Raw genomic sequence first — 14,512 nt, 5'->3', positions numbered from 1 at the left:
GTGCCCGAACCACTGCTGCAGGTCGAAGGCCTGACGATCTCCACGAAGGACCGTGTCCTCGTGGAAGACTTCAATCTCACCCTGGGCCGGGGCGAACGGGTGGGGCTCATTGGTGAATCCGGTTCCGGCAAGTCGATGACCGCAACTGCCCTGATGGGCCTACTGCCCGACGGCGTGGAAGCCACCGGATCCATTCATCTGGCCGGAACGGACCAGAACCTGGTGGGTGCGCCCGACGCGCGGCTGCGCCGGATCCGCGGCAACGCCATGACCATGGTGTTCCAGGAACCCCTCACCGCGCTCAACCCCCTGATGAAGGTGGGAAAGCAGGTGGCCGAGGTGATGCTTAAGCACCGCACCGCCGGCAGCTCCCGGGAGGCTGCCACCAGGGCGGTGGAGCTGCTCGCATCGGTCCGGCTGCCCGATCCGGCTGAGGCTGCCGCCGCGTATCCGCATCAGCTGTCCGGCGGTCAGCGCCAGCGCGTCATGCTGGCCATGGCGTTGGCCAATGACCCCGCTTTGCTGATCTGCGACGAACCCACCACGGCGCTGGACGTCACGGTGCAGCGCCAGGTGCTGGATCTTGTACTGGAAGCGGTCAGTGAGAGAGAGACCGGCCTGCTCTTCATCACCCATGACCTCTCAGTAGTTGCCAACATCTGTGAACGCGTCCTCGTGATGAACAACGGGCGGGTGGTGGAGGAAGGATCAGCCGACAACGTCTTCACCCGCCCGCAGCACCTGTACACCAAGGCCTTGCTGGGCGCCTCCGACTTGGAGGCCACGGACAGCCGGGGCCGGCTCTTCACCGTCGCATCCGCGGCGGAGTACGCACCGCCGCTTGCCTCCCCGCCCGGGGTGCCGCTTCCCTCCCAGCCCGGGCGGCCGGCGTCGTCCGCGGCGGCACGCGAACCCGCGGCCGCCGCCGCCGCCGCGGCCGCGGCGCGCCAGCCGGCTGCGGAAGCCGAAGCCGAAGCCGCCGAGCCCGTCATCAGCGTCAAGGATCTCGTCCGGACGTACCGCCGGGGCCGGAGCTCGCTGTTCGGAAAGCCCACGGAGGTTCAGGCGCTGAGGGGAGTGTCCTTCGACGTTGCGGCCGGCCAGCGCTTTGGTGTGGTGGGGGAGTCCGGATCCGGGAAGTCCACGCTGCTGCGGATCCTTGCCGGACTGGACCAGCCGACGTCGGGCAGCGTGCGCGTGGCCGGCAACGAAGTGGCCGGCGCCCGTGAGCGGCAGCTGCTGCAGCTGCGCCAACAGCTGCAGATTGTCTTCCAGGACCCGATGGGATCGCTGGATCCCCGGATGCGGGTCAGGGACATCGTCGCCGAGCCGCTCCTGCTCCCGGGCCAGCCGTCGGGCACCCGCAGGCACCGGGACAAGGTGGAGGAAATGCTCAATGCCGTGGGGCTGGATCCCGACGCCGCGGATAGGTTTCCGCACCAGTTTTCCGGCGGGCAGCGCCAGCGGATTTCGATCGCCCGCGCACTGATCTGCGAACCCCGGGTACTGGTTGCCGACGAGCCGGTGAGCGCCCTGGACGTCTCGGTCCGGGCCCAGGTCCTCAACCTGCTGTCCGACCTGGTGGACCGGTACCGGCTGACTCTGGTTTTTGTGTCCCACGATCTCGGGGTCGTCCGCCATATCTGCGACAACGTTGTGGTCATGAACCAGGGACTCATCGTCGAAAGCGGCCCGACAGCCCAGGTTTACGAGAATCCCGTGCATGACTACACCAAAACACTGGTGGCCTCATCCATGACCCTGCGAGGGGAATTGGCGGCACGGCAAGCCCAGCACTAACCGCGCGTTCCTGGGGTTTCGGTCCACCGGCCGCAGCCCTCCCGCTCAACGGAGGTCCACCATGACGGAAACTGCACACGAACCGGGCGCCACAGACGGTGCCGGCATGGAGCAGGATTCCCTTCATGCCCTGTCGGCAGCGGAAATGGGCCGGGCCTTTGCGGCCGGAACCCTGACGCCGGTGGACGTTGCCGAGGCGGTGATTGCCCGGGTGGAGGCCCGCGAACCCGAGCTGAACGCCTTCTACCGGTTCGACGCCGACGACGTCCGGACACAGGCACGGGCGAGCGCCGCACGTTGGGAGGACGGAACACAGCTCAGCCGCTGGGACGGGGTGCCGTGCACCATCAAGGAGAACGTCGCGCGGGCAGGGGTCCCCAAACCGTCAGGCACGGCGCTTCCCCATCCGCCGGTGAGCGGAACCAATGCTCCGGTGACCGACCGCCTCCTGGAGGCCGGCGTCGTCATCCTCGGATCCACCACCATGCCGGACTGGGGCATGCTGTCCTCCGGTGTTTCCAGCCGCCACGGGATATCCCGGAGTGCGTGGAATCCCCGGTGGACCACTGGCGGCTCGAGCGCCGGAGCCGGTGCCGCGGCTGCGGCAGCGTACGGGCCGCTGCATGTGGGAACCGATATCGGCGGTTCCATCCGGCTGCCGGGGACCTGGCAGGGGCTTGCGACGCTGAAACCCAGCGCCGGCCTGGTTCCCCTGGACACGCCGTATCCGGGACGCGCTGCCGGCCCGCTCGCCAGGACCATTGGGGACGCCGCCGCGCTCATGAGCCTTATTGCCCGTTATGACGTGCGGGACCACTCCACCAGGCCGTATCCGGCGATGGACTGGAACACGGCCTCCGCCACCACCGCGGCGGAGGCTGGCAGCCTGCGCATAGCCCTTCATCAGGACGCAGGGTGCGGGGCGCCCGTGGAACCGGAAGTCCAAGCTGCGGTGCGGGACGTGGCGGATGTTTTTGCGTCCGCCGGCGGAGCCGTTGAGGTTCTGGAGCCGTTTATGGACCAGGACCTGCTGGATGCACTGGACAACTTTTGGCGCACCCGCTCCTACGCCGACTATCAACTGCTGGCACCGGAGGAAAAGCCGCTGCTGCTGGACTACATTGTCCGCTGGTGCTCCCGCGGGGCCACCTTCAGCGGCAGCGAGACCATCCGTCATTACAACAGCATGGACACGATCCGGCAGCGCACCGTTCACGCCACCGCCGGGTTCGACGTCGTGATCTCCCCGGTTGCTCCCATGGCTGCCTTCCCGGCGGAACAGCCGATGCCGGTGCCCGATCCGGACATCACCATGGCGCACATCGGGTTCACCGCCCCCTACAACATGTCCGGCCAGCCGGCCGCCACGGTGAACTGCGGATTCACCGCCGACGGACGGCCGATTGGCGTCCAGCTGTCCGGCCCGGTGGGCAGTGACGACCGCCTGCTCCGCGCCGCCGCATGGTACGAGGCCAACCGGCCGGCATCCGCCGTTCCGGACTGGGCGGGACTGCCCTAGGAAGCGGGCGGGTCAAACCGACCGTCGACGGCGGTCCAGCCGCCGTCCACGGTCAGTACGGATCCGGTGACAAAGCTGGAAGCATCCGAGGCCAGGTACACCACTGCACCGGCCAGCTCCTCCGGGCGGGACCAGCGGCCCAGCGCACTTTTTGCCGCGTAGGCGTCGTACCAGGCTTGGTCATCTTTGATTTGGGCGGTCAGCGGTGTCTCGACGACGCCGGGGGCGATCACATTCACCCGGACGCCGGAAGGACCAAACTCCGCGGCCGCCGTCCTCGCCAGCTGGACCAGCCCGGCTTTGGTCGCGGCATACGGGCCCTGGCCCGGTTCCACGGTGAGGGCGCGGATGGAGGAAAAACCAATAATGCTGCCGCCGCCGTTGGCCGCCATGCGTGGCCCGAAGGCCCGCAGCAGGGCAAAGGACGCCCGGAGGTTCAAACTGATGACGCGGTCGAACTCCTCCATCGTGTACTCGGCGATCCGTTTGCGGACATTTGTGGCGGCGGTGAAAACCAGTGCGTCCAGGTCCGCATAGCGCTCCGCGGCAGCCTGAACCGCGGCCGTATCCAGCACGTCGAGGACCAGGGACTCGGCCGCGGGGCCGATGAGTCCGGCAACAGCTGCTGCCGATTCCGGATCCCGGTCCGCACAGACCACCTTTGCCCCGTGCGCGCCCAGTGCCAGGGCAGCCTCGCGGCCTATTCCGCTCCCGGCTCCCACCACCATCATCCGTCGGCCGGCAAGGTCAAAGAGATCAGCGTAATTCATGCATCCACTTCCGTCGGAGGCCACCCACTGGTCTGGCCAGTTCGAAGAAACGGTAACTATAGGAACGGCAGGGGTCAACGGCTGTTGTGCCCCGGTTGTCGAAGGACGCAGCTGTCGAAGGCCGCAACAGTGTCTCAATAATGGACCGGCTGACGCGTCCGGCCGACAAAGCTGGTTATACTTCCAACAGCTTCAAGAACTGCGGCCGCCAAGCTCCGACTTGGCCGCATACCAACCCCACGCTCGTTGGGTGGTTCGGATGAAGAAGCGGCCAGCACTCGCCTTCGGGCAACCGGTGCCGGCAAGAGCACGCCGAAAGGACCGGCGCACGGCGCCGTATGCCCATGAACATGACCACAGCGCCCCCGCAACCTGGTTTAGCGCCCCTCGCCGAGCAGGCGCCGCATAACCTGCTGGCAGTCTCCCTGCAGGACTACGAGCAGGTGGTGACGGCCCGGGCCTCCTTCCTGGACTTCCTGCTGGCCCGAACCGAGGGACAGGAGTGAACGGACGCTCGGGGCTGCTGCTGGATGCTCCCGTGCTGGCGGAGATCCGCGGCGAGAACGCAAGCCCCGCCGTCATCGGCTTCCTGAGGAAGCGCAGCAGCCTGCGGATCTTCATTTCCGTCCTGAGCCTGGGGGAGCTGCCCCGGCCTGACCTTCCCTGGCTCCGGGAACTCACCGGCCGGTACGCGTGCCACATCCTGCCCGTTGACCCTGAAACGGCCCTGATGTCGGCACGGATGGGTCACGGTGCCGGCACGCTCACCGCCATGATGGCTTCGACGGCTATTCTCCATGACCTGTGCGTGGTCACGGACCGGCCGCAGGACTTTTCCGCCCTCGGAGCGGCTGCCGTTGATCCCTGGAACTCCGCTCCCATGGAGGAAAAAGCTCACTCCGAGTCCTGAAGGGCAGCCTCGAGCAGCTCAGGGTTAAAGTCCCCCCAACTGGCCTGCCGTAATGCTTCGCGGCAGGGCAGTTTAGCGCAGCGGGAACACTTCCGCGAGGCCTGTCAGGGGGGCTAAAAAAAGTCATCACGGCCCATCTACGCCACGATTTCCCTCAGCTACGCTTGAAGGGCGAGAAGAGGTTGCAGCATGGAAAGTTTCGCAGCAGATGGCCTCAACCGGCTCATTTCAGGGCGTTACCGTCTCAACGAACCCATAGGCCACGGTGGCATGGCCACCGTCTACCGAGGACAGGACGAAGCTCTCGGCCGCGACATCGCCGTGAAGCTCTTCCGGGCCAGCGCAGTCGCTCCAGACGACGTTGACCGCCAGGAAACCGAAATGCGGTTACTGGCGTCCCTTTCCCATCCGGGCCTGGTGACACTTTTTGACGCTGGAAAGGACGACGCCGGTCGTGATGACGGCGAAGCCGGCGAGCCCCGTGCCTTCTTGGTCATGGAACTCGTTGACGGGCCGGACCTGCGCAAGCGGCTCCGCGAGGTCAAAAGGCTGTCGCCGGCGGAAGCCGCTTATCTGGGGGCTGAACTGGCCGGCGCGCTGGCGTACATCCACGGCAGGGGAGTCATCCACCGCGATGTGAAACCCGCCAATATCCTCCTGCCTCCCGTTATTGCAGGGACCCTGCCACGGGCAAAGCTCACCGACTTTGGCATCGCTAGGATGCTCGACGGCGCCCGGATCACCGCCGCCAACGCGACGCTGGGCACCGCCAATTATTTGAGCCCCGAGCAGGCCAGTTCACAGGATGTCAGTTTTTCCAGTGACATCTATTCGCTTGGCCTGGTGCTGCTGGAATCCGTCACCGGCCGCATTGAATTTGGCGGCAGCGCGGTTGAAGCGGCAATTGCACGCCTCAGCCGTGACCCCGAGGTTCCGGACGAGCTCGGAAACTACTGGTGCTCTCTGCTCAAGTCAATGACCTCCCGTGATCCGGACCAGCGGCCCACCGCAGCTGAGGTTTCGGCCGCGCTGCTTGATTACCGCTGGACATCGAGGGAGCTTGCCGAGGCGGTCCCAGCGCCTGAGCGGTCCGGGACAGAGCGGGACGACGACGGCGGCGCTTCCGGGATCATGACGGCGGAAGATCCGCGCAGCACCGGCCCGGCGGTGGTGCCGGAGCCGGACCGGGACGAGCTGGCCCCTGACCGGACGAGCCTGCAGGATGTGCCAATCCCTGAGGAACAACCGGTCCATGAGGAACAACCGGTCCATGAGGACCAGCCGGCCCGTGAGGAAGAACCGGTGGTGCATCATTCCGGCGACTCGGGCGGGATATACCGTGCGGTGTCCCCACCCCGGGTTCCGCCGCGGATCGGAGCGGCGCGGAAACGAACCGCTGCCTCACTGACAACACTGCCGCAGCGTCCGTCGCGGTTTGCGCTGGCGGGCAGGAGCCTGCTGGCCATGGTCGCAATGGCGGTGCTGGTGACGTCAGTGATCTTCGTGGCGGACAGGTTGGGAGTTTTCCCCGCGGACCAGGGATATCCCGCAGTTCCCGGGCAGCTCGGAGAGCACTTGGAGGAGCTGCAGGAAAGTGTCACCCCGTGAGAACCCCAACGGGCCGAAACAGGGGCGGCGGCTTGCGGGTCGTTCTTGGAACGGCGCTGGCCGTCACGCTCCTGACCGGATGTGAGGTTCCCACCCTGGAACCGGGGGCCGCCGAGGAGCTTCAGTCACAGGTCTTCGATGTGAGTGAAGCCGCAGCTGCCGGGGAGTATGAGCAGGCACTGTCCGCCTTGAATGAGCTGTCGGTGCGCCTGGATACGGCGTCCCGGCTTGGAGACGTTTCACCGAGCCGCGAGGAACGGATCAGAACCGCCATTGAAGCCGTGCGGATGAACCTGGAAACCGAAATTGTCCTTGGCGGCAGCTAACCGCGGGCTTCCGGGGAAACCGGACATACTGGACAGATGACTTCGCCGAACCATTCCTTTGCCGTGCCCGCCCCCGAGGACCGCTGTCCCTGCCTCAGCGGTGAAACGTATGCACGCTGCTGCGGCAAATACCACTCGGGAACGCAGACAGCACCCACCGCCGAAGCGCTGATGCGCTCGCGGTATTCCGCCTTCGCCGTCGGCAACCGCCGGTATTTGCTGGAGACCTGGCATCCCTCCACCCGCCCGGCAGGGCTGGAGCTGGATGCGGACCTGCAGTGGCGGCGCCTGGACATCGTGGAAACGGCGGCCGGCGGGCCGCTGGATGACAGTGGTGTGGTGCGGTTCCGCGCCCATTACCGGGACGGATCAGGGCGGGGGGTGCAGGAAGAAACCAGCCGCTTTGTTCGGGTGGGAGGGAACTGGCTGTATCTCGACGGGGAATAGGGTCCCGCCCTTACCGGCAGCCCCACCCGCTCCTAGGCTGGATAAGGACCGACCGCACGGAGCCAATGAGCCCGTTTTCCGGATTCACCCGGGCCAGGTTGCTTAGGCAGTCTGCAATTGGTCGGCGGGAGCAGACGAGGACATCATGAAAGCACTCGTGTACGAAGGACCCGGGCAGAAATCCTGGAAAGACGTGCCGGACCCCCGGATCACGGAACCGCGGGACGCCATCGTCAAGATTGACACCACCACTATCTGCGGAACCGACCTTCACATCCTCAAGGGCGATGTGCCGGCCGTTACTCCGGGCCGGATCCTTGGGCACGAGGGCGTCGGCACCGTGACGGAGACCGGATCGAGCGTGAACTCCTTCAAGGTCGGAGACAAAGTCATCCTCTCCTGTGTTTCAGCGGACGGATCCTGCAGTTTCTGCAAGGACGGGGTCTACTCCCACTGCACCGGCGACGAGGGGCAGTCCGGCATCGGCTGGATCTTCGGACACCTGATCGACGGCACGCAGGCCGAGTACGTCCGGGTTCCGTACGCCGACACATCGATGTACCTGCTCCCCGAGGACGTCTCCCAGGAACACGGTGTCCTGCTCAGCGACATCTTTCCCACCGGATTCGAAATGGGCGTGCAGTACGGGCAGGTGAAGCCCGGTGATGTCGTGGCGGTCATCGGTGCCGGGCCTGTGGGTCTTGCCGTGATTTCCACCGCCGGACTGTACGGAGCCGCCAAGATCATTGCGGTGGACCTTGACGCCAACCGGGTGCAGCAGGCGCAGCGGTTCGGTGCCACACACGGCGTGAATTCAGGCGACTCCGACTGGCGCGACCAGATCATGAAAGAAACGGACGGCTGGGGGGTGGACGTCGCGGTGGAGGCTGTCGGTATCCCCAAGACGTTCGAGATGTGCACGCAGATTGTCCGGCCCGGCGGGAACGTGGCCAACGTGGGCGTGCACGGCGCCCCGGTCAGCCTGGCGCTGGATCAGCTGTGGATCCAGAACATCGACATCAGCATGGGCCTGGTCAACACCAACACCCTGTCCATGCTGCTCAAGCTGATTGCGCAGGGAAAGCTCCCCGCGGAGGAGTTCATCAGCCACCGCTATCCGCTTCAGGACATCCTCGAGGCCTATGACACGTTCTCCCGCGCCGCGGAAACGAATGCCCTCAAGGTCATTTTGAACGCCTAGCGACGGAGGAGCATGATGGGGACGGCGGGTACTCCGCCGTCCCCATCATCGCGAAAAGAGGTCCCCATGCCAGGCACCATGCTTGCAGGACGTCTCAATGTTGAGACGAAGGAATTCACCCTCACGGAAGTCCCCATCCCGGAGCCGCGTCCCGGCTTTGTCCGGGTGAAGGTGGGTGCCGCCGGCGTCTGCCTCTCCGACGTGCACCTGATCCAGGGACTGCTGCACCCGCAGTTCCTGCAGGGCAGCGAGGTGACGCTTGGGCATGAGGTGGCCGGAACCGTTGACCTGCCCGGTCCAGGCGTCACCTCCGCCGCGGCAGGGGACCGCGTTGTGATCCAGGCCGGCTACGAGCACGGGGGTGCCACGCTGACCATGGGCGTGGACTACGACGGCGGCTGGGCCGAGTACGTCGTCGTCCCGGCAGGAGTGCTGGTTCCGCTCGGCGATGACATTCCCTTCGATCAGGCGTGCATTGTTCCTGACGCCGTTTCCACCCCCTGGGGCGCCATTTCTTCGACCGCTGATATTCGTGCCGGCGAAGCCGTGGGAGTCTGGGGGATCGGCGGGCTTGGCGCGCACGGCGTTCAGCTGCTGCGCCTGATCGGAGCGGCGCCCATCATCGCCGTCGACCCGATCCCGGAGGCACGGCAGCGTGCATTGGATTTTGGTGCTGACTATGCGCTGGACCCCCTCGCGGAGGATTTTGGCGACGCCATGAAAGCCGCCACCGGCGGGCAGGGGCTGGATGCGGCACTGGACTTCGCCGGCGTCGACGCCGTCCGGGCCCAGGCGGTCAAATGCCTCGGCCGGCGCGGCCGGCTGGTGCTGGTGGGCCTCAGCGGCACTCCCATCACGATCAGTGACAGCACCGGATTCTCCTACGCCCGCAAGCAGATCCTGGGCCACTACGGTTCCGAGGCGCACCACGTGCCGGAGCTGGTGAAGCTGACCCGGCTGGGCCGGCTGGACTTCGCCAAGTCCGTCAGCGCCCGGCTGCCGCTGCGCGATGCAGCCCAGGCGGTCAAACAGCTGGAGGCCAAGGAGGGCAATCCCATCCGGCTGGTTCTGATTCCATAGGACCCGCTGCCGGGGCTTGCCCCTGCACAGGTGTCCGGGCCCGGTCTAGGCTGGAATTACCGCAGGCTCCCCACCGAGAGATGAAGTGGGTTTGGCGTGAATGACTTCGTGTCCCAGCGTTTTAACGACATCCTGTTTTCCAGTTGGCAGCACTTCAGCTTAGTGGCCCAGTGCCTCGTGGCTGCCGCCGTGCTGGCGGTCCTGGCGGCGGCACTGACCTACCGGAACCCCGTCCTGCATTCGGCAGCGGACAGCATCAGCGCCATCGGCCTGACCATTCCTTCCTTTGCGATGATCGGGTTACTGATCGCGCCCCTGGGGTTCGGGGTACGCCCGGCAGTTGTTGTGGTGGGCTTCTTCGCCCTGCTGCCGATCCTCCGCAACGCCATCGTGGGGTTGTCGGAGGTGCAGGCAAACACCGTGGAAGCTGCCCGGGGTTTGGGCATGGGACGGATCCGTATCTTCTACCGGATTGAGCTTCCCCTGGCATGGCCGGTGATCCTGGCCGGCATCCGTGTTTCCGGGCAGATGGTGATGGGGATAGCCGCCGTGGCCGCCTACGCCCTCGGCCCGGGACTGGGAGGGTTCATCTTCTCCGGACTGTCCAGGCTGGGCGGGGCCAACTCCCTGGAATCGGTGGTGACCGGAGTGGTTGGCGTAGTGCTGCTGGCCCTCATCCTTGACCTGCTGCTCGTTGGACTGGGCAGGCTCACAATTCCGCGAGGTATCCGTGTCTGAATCGAATCTTTCCACGTCACCGCCATCCTCCGAAGGAATCCTGCTCGAGAACGTCACCAAACGCTTTCCCGGGCAGGACCGCTCGGCTGTGAATGAGCTGACCATGGAGATACGGGCCGGAGACATGGTCATGCTTGTTGGTCCGTCCGGCTGCGGGAAAACGACCACCCTGAAAATGATCAACCGGCTGATCGAACCGACTTCCGGGCGGATCCTGCTGGGCGGCAACGACATCACCGGTGCCGACGCCGACGAACTGCGCCGCGGCATCGGGTACGTGATCCAGGCCGGAGGGCTGTTCCCGCATATGAGCGTGGCGGCTAACATCGCCGTCGTTCCCTCGATGCTGGGGTGGGACAAGGCACGGACCGCGCGTCGCGTTGATGAACTGCTCGAGCTGGTGTCCCTGGACCCGGACCGGTACAGGGACCGGTATCCCAAGGAGCTTTCCGGTGGCCAGCAGCAGCGGGTGGGGGTGGCCCGGGCGCTCGCCGCCGATCCTCCGGTGCTGTTGATGGACGAACCGTTCGGTGCCGTGGATCCGATCACCCGGGAGCGGCTGCAGGATGAACTGATCAGCATCCACTCCGATCTGCAAAAGACCATTGTCTTCGTGACCCACGATTTCAACGAGGCAGTAAAACTGGGGGACCGGATTGCGGTGTTCGCCGAAGGCGGGCGGCTGGTCCAGTACGATTCCCCGGAGCGGATCCTTGCTGCTCCGGCGAATGACTTTGTCCGTCAGTTCATAGGTTCCGACGCCGGCCTAAAGCAGCTGGGGCTTGCCCATGTGAGCGCCGTCCCGGCGCTGCCGGTGGTGACGGGAACCGTGGAGGACAGTCCGCGGGATCTGTTGGCGCGGGCCCTGGAAGCGGGACAGGACTATGCGGCCGTCGTGGACGGGGAGGGGCGGCCCCTGGCCTGGCTGCCGGTTGCCGAACTCGAGCAGCTGCCGTCGCTGCCGGCCGATCGGGCCACGGACCTGCCACTGGTGGGCCCTGACGACAGCCTTGCCGATGCGTTGAATACCATTCTGGTCTCTGCCCCGGGCCTGGCGCTGGTCACCGACGCGCAGGGAAGGCTCGACGGCGTTATCGACGCGCCGCTGACCCTGCAGGCGGTGCGTGCCCGGGGACCGGCGGCACGCGGCGGGACGGCTGGCGGAGCCTCGGTGCGCCGCATGCCCGACGCTCCGGCGGGCTCCACGGAAGCCGGCCGGCAATGAGCAGCAGCCAAGCCGCCGGGCGAGTCCGCGCTTCAGCGCCGGCCCCTGCGCCACGGGACAAGGCGTCCAGGGACACCGGGTCCAGGGACGCGGCTTCAAAGGAGCGGCGCTACACCAATACGACGGCGGGCGAGCCGGTCCGGGATAACTCAGTCCGCGGACTGATCTGGCAGCTGGCCGGCATAACTGCCGCCGTGGCCCTGCTGCTGTTCTGGCTCTCCGCGGCGCAGCTGTCGCAGACCGAACTGGCCACGCTGTCCCCGGAAACGCTGTGGGTTTACATCGGGGAACACCTGCGCCTGACGCTGATTTCCGCGGTGATCGTCCTCCTCGTGGCGATTCCCCTGGGCATCCTGCTGACCCGCAAACCGCTGCGTTTCCTGACCGGCCCGGTGCTCGCCGTCGTGAATATCGGCCAGGCGGCTCCGGCCATCGGCCTGGTGGTCCTGCTGGCTTTTTGGCTGGGCTTTGGTTTTTGGACGGCGGTGGTGGCACTGGTCCTCTATGCGCTGCTGCCGGTGCTGCGCAACACCATGGTGGGGCTGGACAGTGTGGATCCGCGGCTGGTGGAGGCCGGCCGCGGCATGGGCATGAGCGCCTCGCGGGTACTGCTGCGGGTGGAGCTTCCCCTGGCAGTTCCACTGATGCTGGCCGGTATCCGCACGGCCCTGGTGCTGCTGGTGGGAACCGGCGCCCTGGCCACTTTCATCAACGGCGGAGGTCTGGGGGTGCTGATCACCACGGGCGTGAACCTGAACCTTCCCCGCGTGCTGGTGGCCGGCGCCGTGATGGTTGCCCTGCTGGCGCTGATGGTGGACTGGGTCGGCCGGCTTGTGGAGCATCTGGCCCGCCCGAAAGGACTCTGATGCGACCACTCCCGCCGCGATCACGGAGTGGGGCCGCGCTGGCGGCCGCGCTCGCCGTCGTCGTCCTGGTTCTGGCCGGCTGCGGACTCCAGCCCGCGGGATCCTATGTGCCGCCGGTGGCCAGCGGAAGCATCGAGCGGATCGAGGGGCTGCCCGAGGACGCGTCGGTGACGGTGACTTCCAAGAACTTCACCGAACAGCTTATCCTCGGCAAGATTTCAGTCCTGGCGTCCAAGGCGGCCGGGTTCGAGGTCACTGACCTGAGCAACGTTCCCGGCAGCCTGCCGGCCCGTGAACTCCTGCGCAGCGGACAGGCGGACGTGATGTGGGAGTACACCGGAACTGCCTGGCTGACGTATTTGGGAAACGAGCTGGGAATTCCGGACCAGCAGGAGCAGTGGCAGGCGGTCTACGACGCAGACCAGGCCAACGGTCTGACCTGGGGAGCACCGGCGGAACTGAACAACACCTACGCCATGGCCATGAGCCGGAAACGTGCCGAGGAACTGGGGGTGCAGAGCATTTCGGACCTGGCTAACCTTCCGGTGCAGGATCTGACCTTCTGCGTGGACGCGGAATTCAACTCACGGCAGGACGGGTTCAACCCCATGCTTGCGCTGTACGGGCTGAACCGGGGCACTGTTGTTCCGGAGCAGAATGTCGGAATTTATGACACCGGGGCCATTTACGGAGCGGTGGACCAGGGTGAGTGCAACGTGGGTGAAGTTTTTGCCACCGACGGCCGCATTGATGCCCTGGACCTGGTGGTGCTGGAGGATGACCGGAATTTCTTTCCCGCCTATAACGCGGCGCCCGTGATCTACACGGAGACGCTGCAAAAATACCCGGAGCTGGAGGCGGTGCTGGAGCAGGTGGCGGCAAAGCTCAATGATGAGACCATGCGCTCGCTGAACCTCAGGGTGGACGTGCAGGGGGAGGAACCGGAGCAGGTGGCCTTTGACTGGATGGTGGCGGAGGGCCTGGTCAGGCCCGCTGAGTAGTACCCCCGGAAAAGAAGTCGAGGATTTCCGCCAGGACCTCGCCGGGGGCTTCTTCGGGAAGATAGTGCCCGGCGTCCACGGCCCTGCCGGTGACGCCGGGCACCGCCTTTTCCCACAGCGCCAGTGCATCAAACTGGGCTTCCACAACTCCGTGCCGTCCCCAGAGCACACGCAGTGGCAGGTCAGGGGTGAGTCCGGCGCCGCGGTCCGCCCGGTCGTGTTCGAGATCGATGGTGGCAGCGGCCCGGTAGTCCTCGCACATGGCATGGACGGCGCCGGGGGAGGAAAGCGCCTCGACATAGGCGTCCAGCACCGAAGCGGGAAACGGCGCCAGCCCGGCATAGCGTGTACCCATGATGTTCTCGATGTAGCCCCGCGGGTTGGCTTCGATCAAAGCCTCCGGCATTGGCTCCGGCTGGATCAGGAAAAACCAGTGGAAATAGGCCTCGGCAAATGCACGGTCGGTGGCGGCATACATGTCCAGGGTGGGAGCTATGTCCAGAAACATCGCCCGGGAGACCAGGCCGGGATTGTCGGCCAGCATCCGGTGCCCCACCCGCGCACCGCGGTCATGGGCGCACAGCGCGAAGCCGCTGAAACCCCGTTCGGCACCGAAGTGCTCCATCAGCAATACGGCGTCCTTCGCCATTTCGCGCTTGCTGTAGGTGGAATGGTCCGGCTCGCCAGCCGGTTTGGAGGAGCCGCCGTACCCGCGCAGGTCCGGGGCCACGACGGTGAACTCTGCGGCCAAATCATCGGCTATCCGGTGCCACATCAGGTGGGTTTCCGGGTGCCCATGCAGCAGCAGCAGCGGCGGCTTAACTCCGGAACCGTCCGGGCGGGAGATGCGCCCGGTTACCGTGATGCCGTTCACCTCCACCGAGAAGGGGGCAAAAAGCTCAAACCCGGGCAGGTCCTCGTTCATGGGTTGTCCTTTCGCATCAGTGCACGGTGGAGCCCACCCTAGCCACGCCAGGGTCCCTCCCGCCAGTTTGGCCCACGCCGTCCAATCCAGCCGGTA

The 14,512-nt window shown here is 66.0% G+C and carries 15 protein-coding genes and 1 riboswitch; of the genes, 13 read left to right on the top strand and 2 right to left on the bottom strand.

From position 1 onward, the window contains the following. Entirely contained in the window at positions 1–1,800 is a 1,800-nt protein-coding gene (locus AAE021_RS11430) for an ABC transporter ATP-binding protein (RefSeq protein WP_342022454.1), read from the top strand. A 61-nt stretch (positions 1,801–1,861) separates the two neighbouring features. Then, a complete protein-coding gene (locus AAE021_RS11425) occupies positions 1,862–3,319 on the top strand; it encodes an amidase (protein WP_342022453.1) in 1,458 nt (485 codons plus the stop codon). On the opposite strand, the gene AAE021_RS11420 is transcribed toward AAE021_RS11425, so the two are convergent. Next, positions 3,316–4,089, bottom strand: a complete 774-nt coding sequence (locus AAE021_RS11420; RefSeq protein ID WP_342022452.1) for an SDR family oxidoreductase — start codon at positions 4,087–4,089, stop codon at positions 3,316–3,318. The two genes, AAE021_RS11425 and AAE021_RS11420, sit on opposite strands and share 4 nt — an antisense overlap. A gap of 190 nt (positions 4,090–4,279) precedes the next feature. Beyond that, a riboswitch (SAM riboswitch) is annotated at positions 4,280–4,403 on the top strand. Positions 4,404–4,439: 36 nt separating this feature from the next. Between AAE021_RS11420 and AAE021_RS11415 the strand changes: the two genes are divergently transcribed. The 11 genes from AAE021_RS11415 (at position 4,440) to AAE021_RS11365 (ending at position 13,491) form a co-directional block, all read left to right on the top strand. Then, positions 4,440–4,595, top strand: a complete 156-nt coding sequence (locus tag AAE021_RS11415) for a hypothetical protein (RefSeq protein ID WP_342022451.1) — start codon at positions 4,440–4,442, stop codon at positions 4,593–4,595. Continuing rightward, a complete protein-coding gene (locus AAE021_RS11410) occupies positions 4,592–4,999 on the top strand; it encodes a plasmid stabilization protein (protein WP_342022450.1) in 408 nt (135 codons plus the stop codon). The genes AAE021_RS11415 and AAE021_RS11410 overlap by 4 nt, the downstream gene beginning before the upstream one ends. Before the next feature lie 189 nt (positions 5,000–5,188). Beyond that, on the top strand, positions 5,189–6,607 hold the full coding sequence (locus AAE021_RS11405; RefSeq protein ID WP_342022449.1) for a serine/threonine-protein kinase: 1,419 nt from the start codon (positions 5,189–5,191) through the stop codon (positions 6,605–6,607). Then, positions 6,604–6,933: a hypothetical protein gene (locus AAE021_RS11400; protein WP_342022448.1), complete on the top strand. Its 330-nt coding sequence runs from the start codon at positions 6,604–6,606 to the stop codon at positions 6,931–6,933. The genes AAE021_RS11405 and AAE021_RS11400 overlap by 4 nt, the downstream gene beginning before the upstream one ends. Before the next feature lie 36 nt (positions 6,934–6,969). After that, positions 6,970–7,380 carry a YchJ family protein gene (locus tag AAE021_RS11395; RefSeq protein ID WP_342022447.1) on the top strand — a complete coding sequence of 137 codons (411 nt, stop codon included), beginning with the start codon at positions 6,970–6,972 and terminating at the stop codon, positions 7,378–7,380. Between the two features lie 145 nt (positions 7,381–7,525). Then, positions 7,526–8,581 (top strand): zinc-dependent alcohol dehydrogenase family protein, encoded by a 1,056-nt coding sequence (locus AAE021_RS11390; protein WP_342022446.1) that lies wholly within the window; start codon positions 7,526–7,528, stop codon positions 8,579–8,581. A 66-nt stretch (positions 8,582–8,647) separates the two neighbouring features. After that, positions 8,648–9,661: a zinc-binding dehydrogenase gene (locus tag AAE021_RS11385; RefSeq protein WP_342022445.1), complete on the top strand. Its 1,014-nt coding sequence runs from the start codon at positions 8,648–8,650 to the stop codon at positions 9,659–9,661. Positions 9,662–9,757: 96 nt separating this feature from the next. Continuing rightward, the gene (locus tag AAE021_RS11380) at positions 9,758–10,399 is read left to right on the top strand and encodes an ABC transporter permease (protein ID WP_342022444.1); all 642 of its coding nucleotides are present in this window, start codon (positions 9,758–9,760) and stop codon (positions 10,397–10,399) included. Beyond that, the gene (locus AAE021_RS11375) at positions 10,392–11,624 is read left to right on the top strand and encodes an ABC transporter ATP-binding protein (RefSeq protein WP_342022443.1); all 1,233 of its coding nucleotides are present in this window, start codon (positions 10,392–10,394) and stop codon (positions 11,622–11,624) included. The genes AAE021_RS11380 and AAE021_RS11375 overlap by 8 nt, the downstream gene beginning before the upstream one ends. Beyond that, a complete protein-coding gene (locus AAE021_RS11370) occupies positions 11,621–12,490 on the top strand; it encodes an ABC transporter permease (protein ID WP_342022442.1) in 870 nt (289 codons plus the stop codon). The genes AAE021_RS11375 and AAE021_RS11370 overlap by 4 nt, the downstream gene beginning before the upstream one ends. Then, positions 12,490–13,491, top strand: coding sequence for a glycine betaine ABC transporter substrate-binding protein (locus AAE021_RS11365; RefSeq protein WP_342022441.1), 1,002 nt, complete (start codon positions 12,490–12,492; stop codon positions 13,489–13,491). The genes AAE021_RS11370 and AAE021_RS11365 overlap by 1 nt, the downstream gene beginning before the upstream one ends. On the opposite strand, the gene AAE021_RS11360 is transcribed toward AAE021_RS11365, so the two are convergent. Then, the gene (locus tag AAE021_RS11360) at positions 13,475–14,416 is read right to left on the bottom strand and encodes an alpha/beta hydrolase (protein WP_342022440.1); all 942 of its coding nucleotides are present in this window, start codon (positions 14,414–14,416) and stop codon (positions 13,475–13,477) included. The two genes, AAE021_RS11365 and AAE021_RS11360, sit on opposite strands and share 17 nt — an antisense overlap. Positions 14,417–14,512: the final 96 nt, after the last annotated feature.

The organism is Arthrobacter citreus (assembly GCF_038405225.1).
Lineage (GTDB): Bacteria > Actinomycetota > Actinomycetes > Actinomycetales > Micrococcaceae > Arthrobacter_B > Arthrobacter_B citreus_A.
The sequence above is the reverse complement of the archived record's forward strand: the minus strand, read 5'-3'. Positions and strand labels throughout refer to the sequence as shown.